Origin of the sequence: Oceaniglobus roseus (assembly GCF_002869745.1) — a bacterium.
Lineage (GTDB): Bacteria > Pseudomonadota > Alphaproteobacteria > Rhodobacterales > Rhodobacteraceae > Oceaniglobus > Oceaniglobus roseus.
In genome coordinates this window covers 13163-28607 of the sequence record NZ_PNOS01000036.1, presented here as the reverse complement: position 1 = coordinate 28607, position 15445 = coordinate 13163, and the positions used below count along the sequence as shown (strand labels likewise).

Below are 15445 nucleotides of genomic sequence, written 5' to 3'. Positions count from 1 at the left end.
ATACTCCGGGGTCCGGGGCAGAGCCCCGGGGGCCGGCCATGAAGCTCACCGTCTGGACATACGAGGGCCCGCCCCACGTCGGCGCCATGCGCGTGGCGACGGGGATGAAGGGGCTGCACTACGTGCTCCACGCCCCCCAGGGCGACACCTATGCCGACCTGCTGTTCACGATGATCGAGCGGCGGAACCACCGCCCGCCCGTCACCTACACCACCTTCCAGGCCCGCGACCTCGGCTCGGACACGGCGCACCTGTTCAAGGACGCCTGCCGCGACGCCTACGAGCGGTTCCGCCCGGAGGCGATCATCGTCGGCGCCTCCTGCACCGCCGAGCTGATCCAGGACGACCCCGGGGGCCTCGCCGAGACCATGGGCCTGCCGGTGCCGGTGATCCCGCTGGAGCTGCCCTCCTACCAGCGGAAGGAGAACTTCGGCGCCGACGAGACCTTCTTCCAGATCGTCCGCCACCTCGCGCGGCCGATGGAACGCGACGAAGGACCCTCCTGCAACATCCTCGGGCCCACCGGGCTCGGCTTCCGCCACCGCGACGACGTGGCCGAGATCGCCGGGCTGCTCGAAAGCCTCGGCATCGCGGTCAACGTCGTCGCGCCGCTGAACGCCACCCCCTCGGACATCGCCCGGCTGGGCGCCGCGCGGTTCAACGTCCTGCTCTACCCCGAAACCGGCGAGACCGCCGCGCGCTGGTGCGAGAAGACCCTGGGTCAGCCCTTCACGAAGACGGTGCCGATCGGCGCCCACGCGACGCGCGACTTCATCGCCGAGGTCTGCGCCCTGGCCGGGATCGAAGCGAAGGCCGACGAGTCGCGCCTGCGCCAGCCCTGGTACGCGGCAAGCGTCGATTCGACCTACCTGACCGGCAAGCGGGTGTTCCTGTTCGGCGACGCCACCCACGTCGCCGCCGCCGCCCGGATCGCGCGGGACGAGATCGGCTTCGAGGTCTGCGGCATGGGCTGCTACAACCGCGAGTTCGCCCGCCCGATCCGGAAGCTTGCGAAGGAATACGGGCTCGAGGCGCTGATCACCGACGACTATCTCGAGGTCGAGGCGGCGATCGAGGCGCTGGCGCCCGAGATGATCCTCGGCACCCAGATGGAGCGCCACATCGGCAAGCGGCTCGGCATCCCCTGCGCCGTGATCTCGGCCCCGGTCCATGTCCAGGACTTCCCCGCGCGCTATTCGCCGCAGATGGGGTTCGAGGGCGCGAACGTGATCTTCGACACCTGGGTGCATCCGCTTGTCATGGGGCTGGAGGAGCACCTGCTGCACATGTTCCGCGAGGATTTCGAGTTCCACGACGCGGCCGGACCCTCGCACCACGGCGGCAAGGCGGTGGCGCCCCTGGCCGAGGTCGAGGGGGGCGTTGCCCCCCGGCCTGCGGCCTCCCCCCAGGATATTTGTGAAGCAAAGATGGCGGGGGCCGGGGAGGTCGTTGTCTGGCAGGCCGAGGCGGAGCGGGAGCTGAAGAAGATCCCGTTCTTCGTCCGCGGCAAGGCGAAGCGCAACACCGAGGCCTTCGCGGCGCGGAAGGGGCTGTCGCAGGTCTCGGTCGAAACCCTGTACGAGGCGAAGGCCCATTATGCGCGATAGCGGCGAGATCACCGGCTACCGCGTCGTGATCGTGACGCTGGACGCCCATTCCGCGGGCCCCGCGGCGCGGGCGCTGCCGCGGCTGGAGCGGGATTTCCCGGGGCTGAGCCTGAGCGTCCATGCCGCGGCCGGCTGGGCCGAGGATCCGCGCGCCCTGGCGCTGGCGAAGGACGCGGTGCGCCACGCCGACATCGTGATCTGCAACCTCCTGTTCCTGGAGGAGCACATCCTTGCCATCCTGCCCGAGCTTGAGGCGCGGCGGGACCGCTGCGACGCCATGCTGGGGGTGATCGCCGACGAGAAGATCGTGAAGCTGACCCGAATGGGCTCGGTCGACATGCTGAAGCCCGCGAGCGGGCTGATGGCGATGCTGAAGAAGCTGAAGCCGAAGGCGAAGGGGCGCACCTCGGGCGAGAGCCAGATGAAGATCCTGCGCCGGATCCCGGCGATCCTGCGCTATCTGCCCGGCAAGGCGCAGGACCTGCGCGCCTATTTCCTGGCGATGCAGTACTGGCTGGGCGGCTCGGACGACAACGTCGAGCAGATGATCCGGATGCTGATCTCGCGCTATTGCCGCGAGCCGTCCTGGCGGGGCGGCGCGGTGAAGGCGCCGGTGGAGTACCCCGAGGTCGGGCTCTATCACCCCGACCTGCCGGGCACCCATATCGTGACCGACGCGGCGGCGCTGCCCGCGCCGAGGCGCCCGGTGGCGACGGTGGGGCTCCTGATGCTGCGCTCCTACGTCCTGGCCTCGGATTCGGCGCATTACGACGCGGTGATCCGGGCCTTCGAGGCGCGGGGGATCCGCTGCATCCCGGCCTTCGCCGGGGGGCTCGACGGGCGGCCCGCGATCGAGGCCTATTTCCAGGGCAGGGTCGACGCGCTGGTGTCGCTGACCGGCTTCTCGCTGGTGGGCGGTCCCGCCTACAACGACAGCGCCGCGGCCGTGGAGGTGCTGTCGCGTCTCGACGTTCCTTACGTCGCCGCCCATCCGCTGGAGTTCCAGACCCTGGGGCAGTGGGCCGAGAGCGGCGCGGGGCTCGGGCCGGTCGAGACCACGATGCTGATCGCCCTGCCCGAGATCGACGGCGCGACCAATCCCACGGTCTTTGCCGGGCGGCACGGCGGCGCGGGCTGCCAGGGCTGTCCGCGCATGTGCACCGGCGGCACCCAGCACCGCGCCATGGCCCCCTGCCCCGAGCGGATCGAGCGGCTGGGCGAGCGGGTGCTGCGGCTGGCGAAGCTGCGCCGCTCGGTCACGCCGGACCGCAAGGTGGCGATCGTGCTCTTCGGCTTCCCGCCCAATGCCGGGGCCGTCGGGACCGCGGCCTATCTTTCGGTGTTCGAGAGCCTGTTCAACACGCTGCACCGGATGAAGGCGGAGGGCTATGACCTCGACCCGCCCGAGACGGTGGACGAGCTGCGCGAGGTGATCCTGAAGGGCAACGCCGCGACCTACGGCCAGCAGGCGAACGTCGCGGCGCGGATCCCGGCGGACCGGCTGGTGGACGGCACGCCCTGGCTCTCGGAGATCGAGCAGGTCTGGGGCCCCGCCCCGGGCCGGGTGCAGAGCGACGGGCGCGGCGTCTTCGTGCTGGGCCAGCATTTCGGCAACGTCTTCGTCGGCGTGCAGCCCGCCTTCGGCTACGAGGGCGACCCGATGCGGCTCTTGTTCGAGAAGGGCTTCGCGCCGACACATGCGTTCAGCGCCTTCTACCGCTGGATCCGCGAGGATTTCGGCGCCGACGCGGTGCTGCATTTCGGGATGCACGGCGCGCTGGAGTTCATGCCGGGACGGCAGGCCGGGATGGGCGCTTCGGACTGGCCGGACCGGCTGATCGGCGACATGCCGAACGTCTATCTCTATGCCTCGAACAACCCGTCGGAAGCGACGCTGGCGAAGCGGCGGTCGGGCGCGGTCTGCGTGACGCACCTGACGCCGCCCCTGGCCGCGGCCGGGCTCTACAAGGGGCTGCTGGAGCTGAAGGAGAGCCTTGCGCGCTGGCGCGGCCTGTCCCCCGAGAGCGCCGACCGGGCGGAGCTGGAGGCGCTGATCGCCGACCAGGCGGCGGCGGTGGACATGGGCGGCACGCCGCCCGCGAAGCTCTGGCTGAAGCTGCTGGAGACCGAGGATGCGCTGATGCCCGACGGGCTCCACATCGTCGGCCGGCCCATGGGCGCGGGCGAGCGGGCGGCGCAGATCGCGCTGATGGCCGATTGCGACGACGAGACGCGGGCGCGGATCGACGGGCTGCTGGCGCAGGACCACGAGCTGCCGGCGCTGATGCGCGCGCTGGCTGGCCGCTTCACGCCGCCGGTGGCGGGGGGCGACCTGATCCGGTCGCCCGAGGTGCTGCCGACCGGGCGCAACATCCACGCCTTCGACCCGTTCCGGATGCCCACGGCCTTCGCCATGGCGGAAGGCGCGAAGCAGGCGCAGCTGCTGCTGGAGACGCACAGGGTGCTGCCACGCAGCGTTGCGCTGGTGCTCTGGGGGTCGGACAACATCAAGTCCGACGGCGGACCGATCGCCCAGGCGCTGGCGCTGATGGGGGCGGTGCCGCGGTTCGACGGCTACGGGCGGCTCTGCGGCGCCGACCTGGTGCCGCTGGAGACGCTCGGGCGGCCGCGGATCGACGTGGTGATGACGCTGTCGGGGATCTTCCGTGACCTCCTGCCGCTCCAGACCCGGATGCTGGCCGAGGCCGCGTGGAAATGCGCCACGGCGGAGGAGCCGGTCGGGATGAACTTCGTCCGCGCCCATGCCCTGGCCTATGCCGAAAAGATGGGCTGCGACATGGAGACGGCGGCGCTGCGCGTCTTCTCGAATGCCGAGGGCGCCTATGGCTCGAACGTCAACACGCTGGTCGACTCCTCGGCCTTCGGCGACGAGGACGAGCTGGCCGATGCCTACGAGGCGCGGAAGAGCTTCGCCTACGGCCGCAGCGGCAAGGCGACGAAGAACGCGGGTCTGCTGCAGACGGCGCTGCGGGATGTCGACGTGGCCTACCAGAACCTCGAATCGGTCGAGCTGGGGGTGACCTCGGTCGATCACTACTTCGACACGCTCGGCGGGATCTCGCGGGCGGTGAAGCGGGCGAAGGGCTCGGACGCCGCCGTCTACATCGGCGACCAGACGCGGGGGGCGGGCAAGGTCCGGACCCTGAAGGACCAGATCGCGCTCGAGACGCGCTCGCGCAGCCTGAACCCGAAGTTCTACGAGAGCCTGCTGAAGCACGGCCACGAGGGCGTGCGGCAGATCGAGGCGCACGTGACCAACACGCTCGGCTGGTCGGCGACGACGGGGCAGGTGGAGCCCTGGGTCTACCAGCGGCTGTCCGAGACCTTCGTGCTGGACACCGAGATGCGCGACCGGCTGGCGGCGCTGAACCCCGAAGCCTCGGCCCGGATGGCGGGGCGGCTGCTGGAGGCGAGCGACCGGCAGTACTGGAGCCCCGACGCGGCGACGCTCGCCGCGCTGCAGGGGGCGGCGGACGAGTTGGAAGACCGGCTGGAAGGGGTGGCGGCGGAATGATCGGTTCGGGGGAATATGGTTTCGGGCCTGCGGCGCGATCCGCCGGGGGGCCGGCCCCGTCGCCATCGGTGCCTGACCCGATGGCGCATCCGACGGCCACCCCCCGGGATATTTGGAAAGCAACGATGTGCAGGGCGTTGGTGCCCTGCCGGAAAGGGATCGCATGAGCCCGAGAGACGAAGTTTCCACCCTGCGCCGCGCGGCGGGCGTGCCCGATCTGGGACGTGGCGAGGATGGCGAGGGATCGGTGCAGGTGCACCAGGACGCCTCGATGAGGATCGAGGGGGCGCAGGTCTTCGCCGTCTACGGCAAGGGCGGGATCGGGAAGTCGACGACCTCGTCGAACCTGTCGGCGGCGTTTTCCACGCTCGGAAAGCGGGTGCTCCAGATCGGCTGCGATCCGAAGCACGATTCGACCTTCACCCTGACCGGGCAGCTGCAGCCGACGGTGATCGACATCCTGAAGGAGGTCGATTTCCACGCCGAGGAGCTGCGCCCCGAGGATTTCGTGACCGAAGGCTTCAACGGCGTGAAATGCGTCGAGGCGGGGGGGCCGCCCGCGGGCACGGGCTGCGGCGGCTATGTCGTGGGGCAGACGGTGAAGCTTCTGAAGCAGCACCACATGCTGGAGGACACCGACGTGGTGATCTTCGACGTGCTCGGCGACGTGGTCTGCGGCGGCTTCGCGGCGCCGCTCCAGCATGCCGACCGGGCGGTGATCGTCACGGCGAACGATTTCGACAGCATCTACGCGATGAACCGGATCATCGCCGCGGTGCAGGCGAAGTCGAAGAACTACAACGTGCGGCTCGCGGGCTGCATCGCCAACCGGTCGAAGTCGACGGACGAGGTGGACCGCTACTGCGACGTGGTGGGGTTCAACCGGATCGCCCACATGCCCGACATCGACGCGATCCGCCGGTCGCGGCTGAAGAAGAAGACCCTGTTCGAGATGCCGGACGAGGACGATATCCTGCTCGCCCGCGCGGAATACATCCGCCTCGCCCAGGCGCTTTACGCCGGGACCGAGCCTCTGGCGCCGACCTCCCTGCCCGACCGGGAGATCTTCGAGCTTCTGGGGTTCGACTGATGGCGGACGGGGGGGCATATCCCGTGGCGGCGCGGCCGGGTTCGCCCGGCTACGACGCGACGCGGGCGCGGGTCGAGGATTACTTCGACCGCACGGCGACGGAGACCTGGGCGCGGCTGACCTCGGACGCCCCGGTGAGCCGGATCCGCCAGACCGTGCGCGCGGGGCGCGACCGGATGCGCGATCTGATGCTGTCGCGGCTGCCCGCGGACCTGTCGGGCGCGCGGATCCTCGATGCCGGCTGCGGCGCGGGGCAGGTGACGGCGATCCTCGCCGGACGCGGCGCCGACGTGGTGGCGGTGGACATCTCCCCCGCCCTCGTCGCCATTGCCGAGCGGCGGCTGCCGGAGGCGCAGCGCCACCGCGTGACCTTCGCCAGCGGCGACATGCTGTCCGACACGCTCGGGCGGTTCGACTACGTCGTCGCCATGGACAGCCTGATCTACTACGCGGTCCCAGACATCACCGCCGCGCTCGACAGGCTCGGGGAAAGGACCGCGCGCAGCGTCGTCTTCACCGTCGCGCCGAAGACGCCGTTCCTCATGGCCTTCTTCACCATGGGCAAGCTGTTCCCGCGCGCCGACCGCTCGCCCGTCATGGTCCCCCACGCCCACCGCACCCTCGCCCGCCGCGTCGCGGGGCGGCTCGAGAAGGTCGAGCGGGTGACGAGCGGGTTCTACATCTCGGAATGCCTGGAGTACCGGCCGTGCTGATCCGTGCCAAACACCTGAAATCCCTGACGATGAGCGTGCTGCCCTTCGCCGATGCGGGCTCCACCGGCCTGCCGCTGGGCCAGCTTCTGCGCCTGTCGCTGTTCCAGCTGTCGGTCGGCATGGCCTCGGTCATGCTGCTTGGCACGCTGAACCGCGTGATGATCGTCGAGCTGTCCGTGCCGGCGATGGTCGTCGCCTTCATGATCGCGCTGCCGGTGCTGATCGCGCCGTTCCGCGCGCTGCTGGGGTTCCGGTCGGACACCCACAGGTCGGCGATCGGCTGGAAGCGGGTGCCATACCTCTGGTTCGGCTCGCTCTGGCAGATGGGGGGCCTTGCGGTGATGCCCTTCGCGCTGATCGTGCTCTCGGGCGACCAGACGCTGGGGCCGCCCTGGGCGGGCGAGGTGCTGGCGGCGCTCGCCTTCCTGATGACGGGGCTCGGCCTCCACATGACCCAGACCGCGGGCCTCGCGCTCGCCTCCGACCGGGCGGATGACGAGACGCGGCCGCGGGTGGTGGCGCTGCTCTACGTCATGTTCCTGATCGGCATGGGGATCTCCTCGCTGGTGATCGGCTGGCTCTTGTCGGACTTCACGCCGCTGAAGCTGATCCGCGTGGTGCAGGGCACGGCGCTGGTCACGCTGCTTCTGAACCTCGTCGCGCTCTGGAAGCAGGAACAGGTCCGCCCCATGAGCAAGGAAGAGCGCGAGGAGCCGCGGCCGAAGTTCTCGGAGGCCTGGGCCGATTTCGCCTCCGGCGGCGATGCGGGGCGGCTGCTGGCGGTCGTCTTCGTCGGCACCATGGCCTTCAACATGCAGGACGTGCTGCTGGAGCCCTACGGCGGGCAGATCATGGGGCTGTCGGTCTCGGCCACCACGGTGCTGACGGCGCTCTGGTCGGTCGGCGCGCTGACCGGCTTCGGGCTGGCCGCGAAGTGGCTGAAGGGGGGCCTTTCGACCTATCGCATGGCCTCGCGCGGGATCCTGATCGGGATCGCCGCCTTCTCCTGCGTGATCTTCGCCGCGCCGATGCAGTCCAACGCGCTGTTCTACATCGGCGCCTGCGGCATCGGGCTTGGCGGCGGGCTGTTCTCGGTCTCGACCCTCACCGCCGCCATGGCGATGAAGACGCGCGGCCTGGCGGGGCGGGGCCTCGCGCTCGGCGCCTGGGGCGCGGCGCAGGCGACGGCGGCGGGGCTGTCCACCGCGCTTGGCGGCAGCCTGCGTGACGGCGTGTCGGTGCTGGCCGAGACGGGGCGGCTCGGCGATGTGCTGAACGTGCCGGCCATGGGATACATCACCGTCTATCACCTTGAAATCGCGCTTCTCTTTGCGACCCTGATCGTGCTGGGGCCGCTCGTGAAGATCTCGTTCCTCAATCCAAGCCACGCGAACCCGGAGGGCGGCAAGATCGGTCTTGCCGACTTCCCCACCTGACCCAACGGACATAAACAGCGGAGGACCCTGCTATGGTCGGCGTCACATTTTTCGGAAACTTCGATCTGGCCAGCCTGGCGATCTGGCTGTTCTGGATCTTCTTCGCCCTGCTCGTCTATTACCTCCAGACCGAGAACATGCGCGAGGGCTATCCTCTCGAGACCGAGGACGGCGCCACTGCGCCGAACCAGGGCCTGTTCCCCCTGCCCGCGCCCAAGACCTTCCACCTGCCCTTCAACCGGGGCGACGTGACGGTGCCGAGCGCCGAGAACGAGGCGAAGCACCGCCGCGCCGACCTGGCGCTGGCCCGTACCGCCACCGGCGAGGGCTTCCCCCATGCCCCGACCGGCGATCCGATGGTCGACGGCGTCGGCCCGGCCTCCTGGGCGCCGCGCCGCGACGTGCCGGAACTGGGCGGCCACGGCCAGCCGAAGATCCGGCCGATGTCGATGACCGACGGCTTCATGGTCACCGCCGGGCGCGATCCGCGCGGCCTGCCCGTGGTCTGCCGCGACGACCAGGTGGTGGGCACCGTCACCGATCTCTGGATCGACGAGCCCGAGCACATGGTGCGCTATGTCGAGTTCGAGCTTCAGGACGGTCACGGCACCGGCAAGCGGCTGGCGCCGATGACCATGGTCAAGGTCACGTCCCGCTGGGTCGACATCACCTCGCTCGACTCGAACCAGGTGGCGGGGATCCCGGGCATCCAGTCCAGCACGCGGATCACCCTGCTGGAGGAAGAGAAGATCATGGCCTGGTTCGCCGGCGGCCTGCTCTACCGGAAATAGGACGATCCGTGCCCGGGCCAGCCACCCGGGCACGCCCACCATCACGGGAACCGAGAGGGAGGACGACCGATGTCCCACGATGATTTCGCTATCGAGCCCGTGCCGGGCCTGCCCGAGACCCTGCCGAAGGGCGAGCTGATCCTCTGGCAGGGGCGCCCCTCGGTCCTGGGGCTGGCCTGCCAGGCGCTGAAGGTGCACTGGGTCGCGCTCTACTTCGCCGTCCTTGCGGTCTGGCGCGTCGGCGTCTCCTCGACCGAACTCGGTTTCGCGGCCGCCCTGCCCCTTGCGATTCCCTTCCTTGCCGTCGGCCTCGTGGCCTGCGCGATCCTGCTGCTGATCGCCTTCTGTCAGGCGCGCGCGACACTTTACACCATCACCACCGCCCGCGTCGCCATGCGCATCGGCGCCGCCCTGACGCTGACCCTGAACCTGCCGTTCAACCGCATCGCGGGGGCCGCGCTGTCGGTCCGCAAGGACGGCAGCGGCACCATCGCCATTGAAACCGCAGGAGAAGTCCGCCTTTCCCACATGATGCTCTGGCCCCATGTGCGCCCCTGGCACCTGAAGCACACCCAGCCGGCGCTGCGGGCCATCCCCGATGCCGCGCGGGTGGCACGGATCCTGGCCGATGCGGCGGAAACGCGCATCAGCCGTCCCGAAGTGTCACGCAGAGTTGACACATCCGGCGCCGTGGCCGCAGAGTAGGCAAGGGAGGACGCCATGAGCACGAAACGAATCCAGGGCGGTCTCTACTACGACGCCGAGCGCCGCGAGATGGAGCGGCGCGACCGCGAGATGATCCCGAAGAAGCTGGTGATCGCCATGGCCGCGCTGGCCCTCTCGGCGCTGGCGCTGGCGACCGTGCAGGTCGTATTCAAGCTGCCGAAGTCCGGGGTGCCCCAGGCCGCCGCGGTGATCGCCGAACGCTCGGTTATCCTCGTCGCCGACGGCAAGTCGCTGGTCGTGACCGACCCCGACGGCACGCTGGTCACGCGGCAGGACAACGGTGCCTTCATCTCGGTCGTCGTCGAAGGGCTGAACCGCGCCCGCAAGGTTTCCCGGGTGGAAGGCAATCCCCCGGTCACGATCTCCCGTCTCGCCAACGGGAGGCTGACGCTGCTTGACCCGGCATCGGGCTGGCACGTCGAACTGACCAGTTTCGGTGCGGGAAACACCGCCTACTGGAACTGGATCCTGCCAAGCTGAAAGGGAACCAGGATGGGACTTCTGACTCGCACGACGGAGACCGCGCCCTGCACGGTCGAGGTCGTCCACAAATTCGAGGAGCTTTCGGCCCATGTCCGGCTGGACAACGGCGCCGTGATCAACCCGGGCGACACCGTGAAGGTGCAGGGCCCGCCCGTTCTGGCCGGCTATGGCGAGGCGGTGAGCGAACAGCGCACCGCCTTCATCACCCGCGCCTCGACGCTCGAGCGGTTCTGGACCCGCCTCACCGGCGACATGGAGTTCATGGAGCTCTGCGAGTTCTCCTTCTCCGAGGAGGCCACGCTGTGAACGCCCACGCCAAACACACCGCAGACGCCACCACCGCCGAAGAGGGTCTCGCCATCCAGCAGGCCCAGGCGAAGTTCGACAGCAAGGCCGCGACCGACCTCGCGATGCAGAACACCATCCTGACGCCGCGCTTCTACACCACCGATTTCGACGAGCTCGACGCGATCGACGTGACCCCGGTGCGCGCCGACTGGGACAACCTGCTGGACCAGATGCGCCGCGACCCGAACAAGGGCCATTTCCGCAAGACGGCCGAGTGGGACCAGATCGACTGGGAGGGGATGGAGCCCGAGCTGAAGAAGGAGTTCCTCGACTTCCTCGTCTCCTCCTGCACCGCCGAGTTCTCGGGCTGCGTCCTCTACAAGGAGATGAAGCGGCGCGGCAACAACAAGGATATCTGCGAGCTGTTCAGCTACATGTCCCGCGACGAGGCGCGCCATGCCGGCTTCATCAACGACGCGCTGCGCGAGGCGGGCGTCGCGGTGAACCTCGGCTTCCTGACGCGCGAGAAGAAATACACCTATTTCCGGCCCAAGTTCATCTACTACGCCACCTACCTGTCGGAAAAGATCGGCTACGCCCGCTACATCACCATCTACCGCCATCTCGAACGGCACCCGGAAAAGCGGTTCCACCCGATCTTCAAGTGGTTCAAGGAGTGGTGCAACGACGAGCATTCCCATGGCGAGGCCTTCGCCCTGCTGATGCGCACCGACCCGAGGATCACCGAAAGCTTCACCTCGAAGCTCTGGATCCGGTTCTTCCTGACCGCCGTCTATTCCACGATGTGGGTGCGCGACCATGCGCGGCCCCGCTTCCACGAGGCGCTTGGCGTCGACATCGACTGGTACGACCAGGAGGTGTTCCGCATCACCTCGGAAATCGCGCGGCAGGTGTTCCCGGTGGAACTCGACATCCAGCATCCCGCCTGGCGGAAGAACCTCGACCGCATGAACCGCGCCTTTCAGGCGATGGACCGGGCGAAGCAGAAGGGTGGCGTCTCGGGATGGTTGGGACGGATGGCCGCGGGGGCCGGGGCGGCGCGCGCCTTTGCCGCGCTTTACTTGATCCCGATCAAGGCCAATGTCCCGCCCGAGAACGTAAGGCTGCAACCGGCCTACTGACGACACAATGGGCCGGAGGCGCCCCGCGGCGCCCCCGGTCTGCTTCACGACCTCGAAACCCGCCTCTGGCAAAAGGGACCGGATGCTTCTGTCAAACCCCTGGATCGCGGCCCTCAGCGCGCTGTTCGTGTGGTGGTTCTCCACCGGCGCGATCCTGTACGCGGTCAAGCGGGCGGACACCGGCGGGCCGGGCGGGCACGTGGCGACCGTGATCCTCGGCCTGCCGCTCCTGTTCCTCGGCATCTACGGCGTGCTCGATTCGGTCGACGACACCTCGCCCCGCGGCGCCTACGTCAGCTTCCTGTCGGCGCTCGCCGTCTGGGGCTGGATCGAACTCGCCTTCCTCTGCGGCGTCGTCACCGGCCCGAACACCCGTCCCCTGCCCCCGGGCGTCGAGGGGTGGGAGAGGTTCCTCAGGGCCTGGGGCACCATCGCCTGGCACGAGATGCTGCTGGTCGCGGGGCTGTTCCTGCTGGTGTTCCTCACGCGGGGAATGGAGAACTCGACCGCGCTCTGGACCTTCGCGGTGATGTTCTTCGCCCGCGTCTCGGCCAAGCTGAACCTGTTCTTCGGCGTGCCCCACATCCACACCGAATTCCTGCCAAGCCCGCTTTCGCACCTGGCAAGCCACTTCCGCCGCCGGGCGATGAACTGGGTGTTTCCGATCTCGGTCTCCCTGCTCACCTTCGCGACCTTCTGCTGGCTGGAACGCGCCTTCACCACCGGGCGCACGGAATTTTCACTGCTTGCGGCATTGACGGCACTGGCCCTGCTGGAGCACTGGCTTATGGTTCTGCCCCTGCCGGACGAGAAACTCTGGCGCTGGATGCTTCCCGCGCCCAAGCTGATGCCCAAGACCAACGACAAGACCCTGTTGCGAGAGGAACCCCATGGATTTTGATGCTCTCTTCCAGCGCCAGCTGGACGACCTGAAGGCCGAGGGGAACTACCGCGTCTTCGCCGAGATGGAACGGACCTGCGGCACCCACCCCAAGGCCGTGAACCACGGACCCGGCGGCGCGCGGGACGTGACGGTCTGGTGCTCGAACGACTACCTCGGCATGGGCCAGCACCCCAAGGTGGTCGAGGCGATGGTCGAGGCCGCGCGCAGCTGCGGCACCGGCGCCGGCGGCACCCGCAACATCAGCGGCACCAACAGCCACCACATCGCGCTCGAGAAGGAGCTGGCCGACCTCCACGGCAAGGAAGCCGCGCTGCTGTTCACCTCGGGCTATGTCTCGAACTGGGCCGCGCTCGGCACGCTGGGGTCGCGCCTGCCCGGCGCGGTGATCCTGTCGGACGCGCTGAACCATGCCTCGATGATCGAGGGGATCCGCCATTCCCGCGCCCAGAAGGTGATCTGGAAGCACAACGACCCCGAGGACCTGGACCGCAAGCTGGCCGCCCTGCCCGCCGACGCGCCGAAGATCGTCGCCTTCGAATCGGTCTACTCGATGGACGGCGACATCGCCCCGATCCGGGAGATCTGCGACGTCGCCGACAAGTACGGCGCGATGACCTACATCGACGAGGTGCACGCGGTCGGCATGTACGGCCCCCGCGGCGGCGGCGTGGCCGAACAGGAAGGGCTGATGGACCGCATCACCCTGATCGAGGGGACGCTCGGCAAGGCCTTCGGCTGCTTCGGCGGCTACATCACCGGCTCGGCCGCGCTCTGCGATTTCATCCGGTCGTTCAGCTCGGGCTTCATCTTCACCACCGCCCTGCCCCCGGCCGTGGCCGCGGCCGCGAAGGTGTCGATCGCCCATCTCAAGACCTCGGACGCCGAGCGCAGGAAGCAGCGCGAACAGGTGGAAAAGCTGCGCGCCCGTCTCGACGCCTACGGCATCCCGCACCTCGACAACCCCAGCCACATCGTGCCGGTGATGATCAAGGACCCGGTCAAGTGCCGCATGATCTCGGACATCCTGATGCGCGATTTCGGCGTCTACGTGCAGCCGATCAACTATCCCACCGTGCCGAAGGGGACCGAGCGGCTGCGCTTCACGCCGGGGCCGCTGCACACCGATGCCGACATCGACCACATGTGCCGCGCGCTGAACTCGCTCTGGCAGCAATGCGCGCTGGCGCGACAGGTGGCTTGAAAAAAATCCCGGGGCGCGCGAATAAATTGTCGCGCAATCTTTACCCGTGACCCGCGCGATCTAGGTGTACGACTGGTTCAAAGGGAGAGAACTATGAATAAATTCACGATTGCCGCAGCCGCGATGCTGCTCAGCGCCCCCGCCTTCGCCCAGGATGCAACCGGCGATGCCGCAGCGGGCGAAAAGGTGTTCAACCAGTGCCAGGCCTGCCACGTCGTCCAGAACGACGCGGGCGAAGTGCTTGCCGGGCGCAACGGCAAGGTCGGCCCGAACCTCTATGGCCTGCCGGGCCGCAAGGCCGGCAGCGTCGAGGGCTTCCGCTATGGCGACAGCATGGTCGCCGCCGGCGAGAAGGGCCTGAACTGGGACGAGGAGCACTTCGTCAAGTACGTGCAGGATCCCACCGGCTTTCTGCGCGAATACCTCGACGACAGCTCGGCCCGCGGCAAGATGGCCTTCAAGCTGCGCAAGGAAGAGGACGCGACCAACGTCTGGGCCTATATCGCCTCGCTCTCTCCCGCGCCGTCGAACTGATCGACGCGACCACTTCGTGAACGGGCCGCCGGTATCGCACCGGCGGCCTTTTTCTTGGACCGCTCCCCGATGACCCGCTCTCCCCTCTTCGGGCCGCTGCTGGCGGCCACCGGCGCGCTGGTGATCGCGCCCGACACGCTGATGATGCGGCTCTCGGGGCTTGACGGCGTGGCGATGATGGCCTGGCGGGGCGGGCTGACGGCGGCGGTGTTCCTGGGGTTCTGGCTGGTCACCTCCGCGGAGCGGCGGCGCGACCTCGCCCGCCTCGCGACCGGCGCGGGGATCGCCGTGATCGTCGCGCAGGCGCTGAACGCCATGGTGTTCAGCCTGGCCGTCGCCCATGCCCCCGTCTCCGTCGTGCTCTTCGGCGTCGCCACGGTGCCCGTCACCGCCGCCCTCTTCGCCCGCCTGCTGCTGGGCGAGCGCACCCGCCGCGCCACCTGGATCACGATCGCCGCGGTGCTGGCCGGCATCGCCATCGCCGTCTTCGGCGGCGAGAGGGGCGAGGTGACGCTGAACCTCGCCGCCGTGCTGGGCGCCCTCGGCGGGCTGGTCGTGGCCTGCACCCTGTCGCTGACCTTCGTGCTGCTGCGCGCCCACCCTGCCCTGCCGATCCTGCCGGTGATGGGGGCGGGCAGCGCGCTCAGCGGCGGCGCGGGCCTGCTGCTGGTCGCGCCCGGCGCCGCCATCGACGGCACGCTCTGGCCCATCGCCGTCTCGGGCGCACTGCTGCTGCCGCTGTCGTTCTTCTGCTTCACCACCGCCTCGCGCCACACCCATGCCGCCAACGTGAGCCTGATGCTGCTGCTCGAGACCATCCTCGGCCCGCTCCTGGTCTGGGCCGGGGTGGGCGAGGCGCCGACGCCCGCGATGTTCCTCGGCGGCGCGGTGGTGATCGTCAGCCTCGCGGCCTATCTCCTGGCGATCCGGCCCACCCCGCGCGACCGGCCGGCGGCGGAGGCCTCCGGCGGGCGTATGTGAGGCGAGCAGGAACC

The 15445-nt window shown here is 69.0% G+C and carries 14 protein-coding genes; all 14 read left to right on the top strand.

What is annotated here, in order from left to right; translation table 11 throughout:
• Positions 1–38 precede the first annotated feature (38 nt).
• The 14 genes from bchB (at position 39) to A7B20_RS16475 (ending at position 15431) form a co-directional block, all read left to right on the top strand.
• Positions 39–1607, top strand: a complete 1569-nt coding sequence (gene bchB / locus A7B20_RS16540) for a ferredoxin:protochlorophyllide reductase (ATP-dependent) subunit B (protein ID WP_102109693.1) — start codon at positions 39–41, stop codon at positions 1605–1607.
• Positions 1597–5142 (top strand): magnesium chelatase subunit H, encoded by a 3546-nt coding sequence (locus A7B20_RS16535; protein ID WP_102109692.1) that lies wholly within the window; start codon positions 1597–1599, stop codon positions 5140–5142. Before bchB ends, A7B20_RS16535 begins: the two co-directional genes overlap by 11 nt.
• A gap of 163 nt (positions 5143–5305) precedes the next feature.
• Positions 5306–6232: a ferredoxin:protochlorophyllide reductase (ATP-dependent) iron-sulfur ATP-binding protein gene (bchL, locus tag A7B20_RS16530; RefSeq protein WP_102109691.1), complete on the top strand. Its 927-nt coding sequence runs from the start codon at positions 5306–5308 to the stop codon at positions 6230–6232.
• On the top strand, positions 6232–6945 hold the full coding sequence (bchM, locus tag A7B20_RS16525; RefSeq protein ID WP_102109690.1) for a magnesium protoporphyrin IX methyltransferase: 714 nt from the start codon (positions 6232–6234) through the stop codon (positions 6943–6945). The genes bchL and bchM overlap by 1 nt, the downstream gene beginning before the upstream one ends.
• A 29-nt stretch (positions 6946–6974) precedes the next feature.
• On the top strand, positions 6975–8381 hold the full coding sequence (locus tag A7B20_RS16520; protein ID WP_245867037.1) for a PucC family protein: 1407 nt from the start codon (positions 6975–6977) through the stop codon (positions 8379–8381).
• Positions 8382–8413: 32 nt separating this feature from the next.
• Positions 8414–9172 carry a photosynthetic reaction center subunit H gene (gene puhA / locus A7B20_RS16515; RefSeq protein WP_102109688.1) on the top strand — a complete coding sequence of 253 codons (759 nt, stop codon included), beginning with the start codon at positions 8414–8416 and terminating at the stop codon, positions 9170–9172.
• A gap of 69 nt (positions 9173–9241) precedes the next feature.
• Complete coding sequence (gene puhB / locus A7B20_RS16510; RefSeq protein ID WP_102109687.1) at positions 9242–9877, top strand: photosynthetic complex putative assembly protein PuhB; 636 nt, start codon at positions 9242–9244, stop codon at positions 9875–9877.
• A gap of 15 nt (positions 9878–9892) precedes the next feature.
• Entirely contained in the window at positions 9893–10378 is a 486-nt protein-coding gene (puhC, locus tag A7B20_RS16505) for a photosynthetic complex assembly protein PuhC (RefSeq protein WP_102109686.1), read from the top strand.
• 12 nt (positions 10379–10390) lie between these two features.
• Positions 10391–10687, top strand: coding sequence for a hypothetical protein (locus tag A7B20_RS16500; protein WP_102109685.1), 297 nt, complete (start codon positions 10391–10393; stop codon positions 10685–10687).
• Between the two features lie 53 nt (positions 10688–10740).
• The gene (gene acsF / locus A7B20_RS16495; RefSeq protein WP_245867034.1) at positions 10741–11811 is read left to right on the top strand and encodes a magnesium-protoporphyrin IX monomethyl ester (oxidative) cyclase; all 1071 of its coding nucleotides are present in this window, start codon (positions 10741–10743) and stop codon (positions 11809–11811) included.
• An 82-nt stretch (positions 11812–11893) separates the two neighbouring features.
• A complete protein-coding gene (gene puhE / locus A7B20_RS16490; protein WP_102109683.1) occupies positions 11894–12712 on the top strand; it encodes a putative photosynthetic complex assembly protein PuhE in 819 nt (272 codons plus the stop codon).
• A complete protein-coding gene (gene hemA / locus A7B20_RS16485; protein ID WP_102109682.1) occupies positions 12702–13916 on the top strand; it encodes a 5-aminolevulinate synthase in 1215 nt (404 codons plus the stop codon). Before puhE ends, hemA begins: the two co-directional genes overlap by 11 nt.
• A 93-nt stretch (positions 13917–14009) precedes the next feature.
• Positions 14010–14450, top strand: coding sequence for a c-type cytochrome (locus tag A7B20_RS16480; protein WP_102109681.1), 441 nt, complete (start codon positions 14010–14012; stop codon positions 14448–14450).
• 69 nt (positions 14451–14519) lie between these two features.
• Positions 14520–15431 (top strand): DMT family transporter, encoded by a 912-nt coding sequence (locus A7B20_RS16475; protein ID WP_102109680.1) that lies wholly within the window; start codon positions 14520–14522, stop codon positions 15429–15431.
• The last annotated feature ends 14 nt before the right edge of the window (positions 15432–15445 follow it).

Excerpts from the sequence above, each read along its gene's own strand:
- A7B20_RS16475 (WP_102109680.1), top strand. The coding sequence starts at position 14,520 with ATGACCCGCTCTCCCCTCTTCGGGCCGCTGCTGGCGGCCACCGGCGCG.
- hemA (WP_102109682.1), top strand. The coding sequence starts at position 12,702 with ATGGATTTTGATGCTCTCTTCCAGCGCCAGCTGGACGACCTGAAGGCC.
- A7B20_RS16500 (WP_102109685.1), top strand. The coding sequence starts at position 10,391 with ATGGGACTTCTGACTCGCACGACGGAGACCGCGCCCTGCACGGTCGAG.
- bchM (WP_102109690.1), top strand. The coding sequence starts at position 6,232 with ATGGCGGACGGGGGGGCATATCCCGTGGCGGCGCGGCCGGGTTCGCCC.
- A7B20_RS16535 (WP_102109692.1), top strand. The coding sequence starts at position 1,597 with ATGCGCGATAGCGGCGAGATCACCGGCTACCGCGTCGTGATCGTGACG.
- A7B20_RS16520 (WP_245867037.1), top strand. The coding sequence starts at position 6,975 with ATGAGCGTGCTGCCCTTCGCCGATGCGGGCTCCACCGGCCTGCCGCTG.
- A7B20_RS16480 (WP_102109681.1), top strand. The coding sequence starts at position 14,010 with ATGAATAAATTCACGATTGCCGCAGCCGCGATGCTGCTCAGCGCCCCC.
- puhA (WP_102109688.1), top strand. The coding sequence starts at position 8,414 with ATGGTCGGCGTCACATTTTTCGGAAACTTCGATCTGGCCAGCCTGGCG.
- puhE (WP_102109683.1), top strand. The coding sequence starts at position 11,894 with ATGCTTCTGTCAAACCCCTGGATCGCGGCCCTCAGCGCGCTGTTCGTG.
- puhB (WP_102109687.1), top strand. The coding sequence starts at position 9,242 with ATGTCCCACGATGATTTCGCTATCGAGCCCGTGCCGGGCCTGCCCGAG.
- bchB (WP_102109693.1), top strand. The coding sequence starts at position 39 with ATGAAGCTCACCGTCTGGACATACGAGGGCCCGCCCCACGTCGGCGCC.
- bchL (WP_102109691.1), top strand. The coding sequence starts at position 5,306 with ATGAGCCCGAGAGACGAAGTTTCCACCCTGCGCCGCGCGGCGGGCGTG.
- puhC (WP_102109686.1), top strand. The coding sequence starts at position 9,893 with ATGAGCACGAAACGAATCCAGGGCGGTCTCTACTACGACGCCGAGCGC.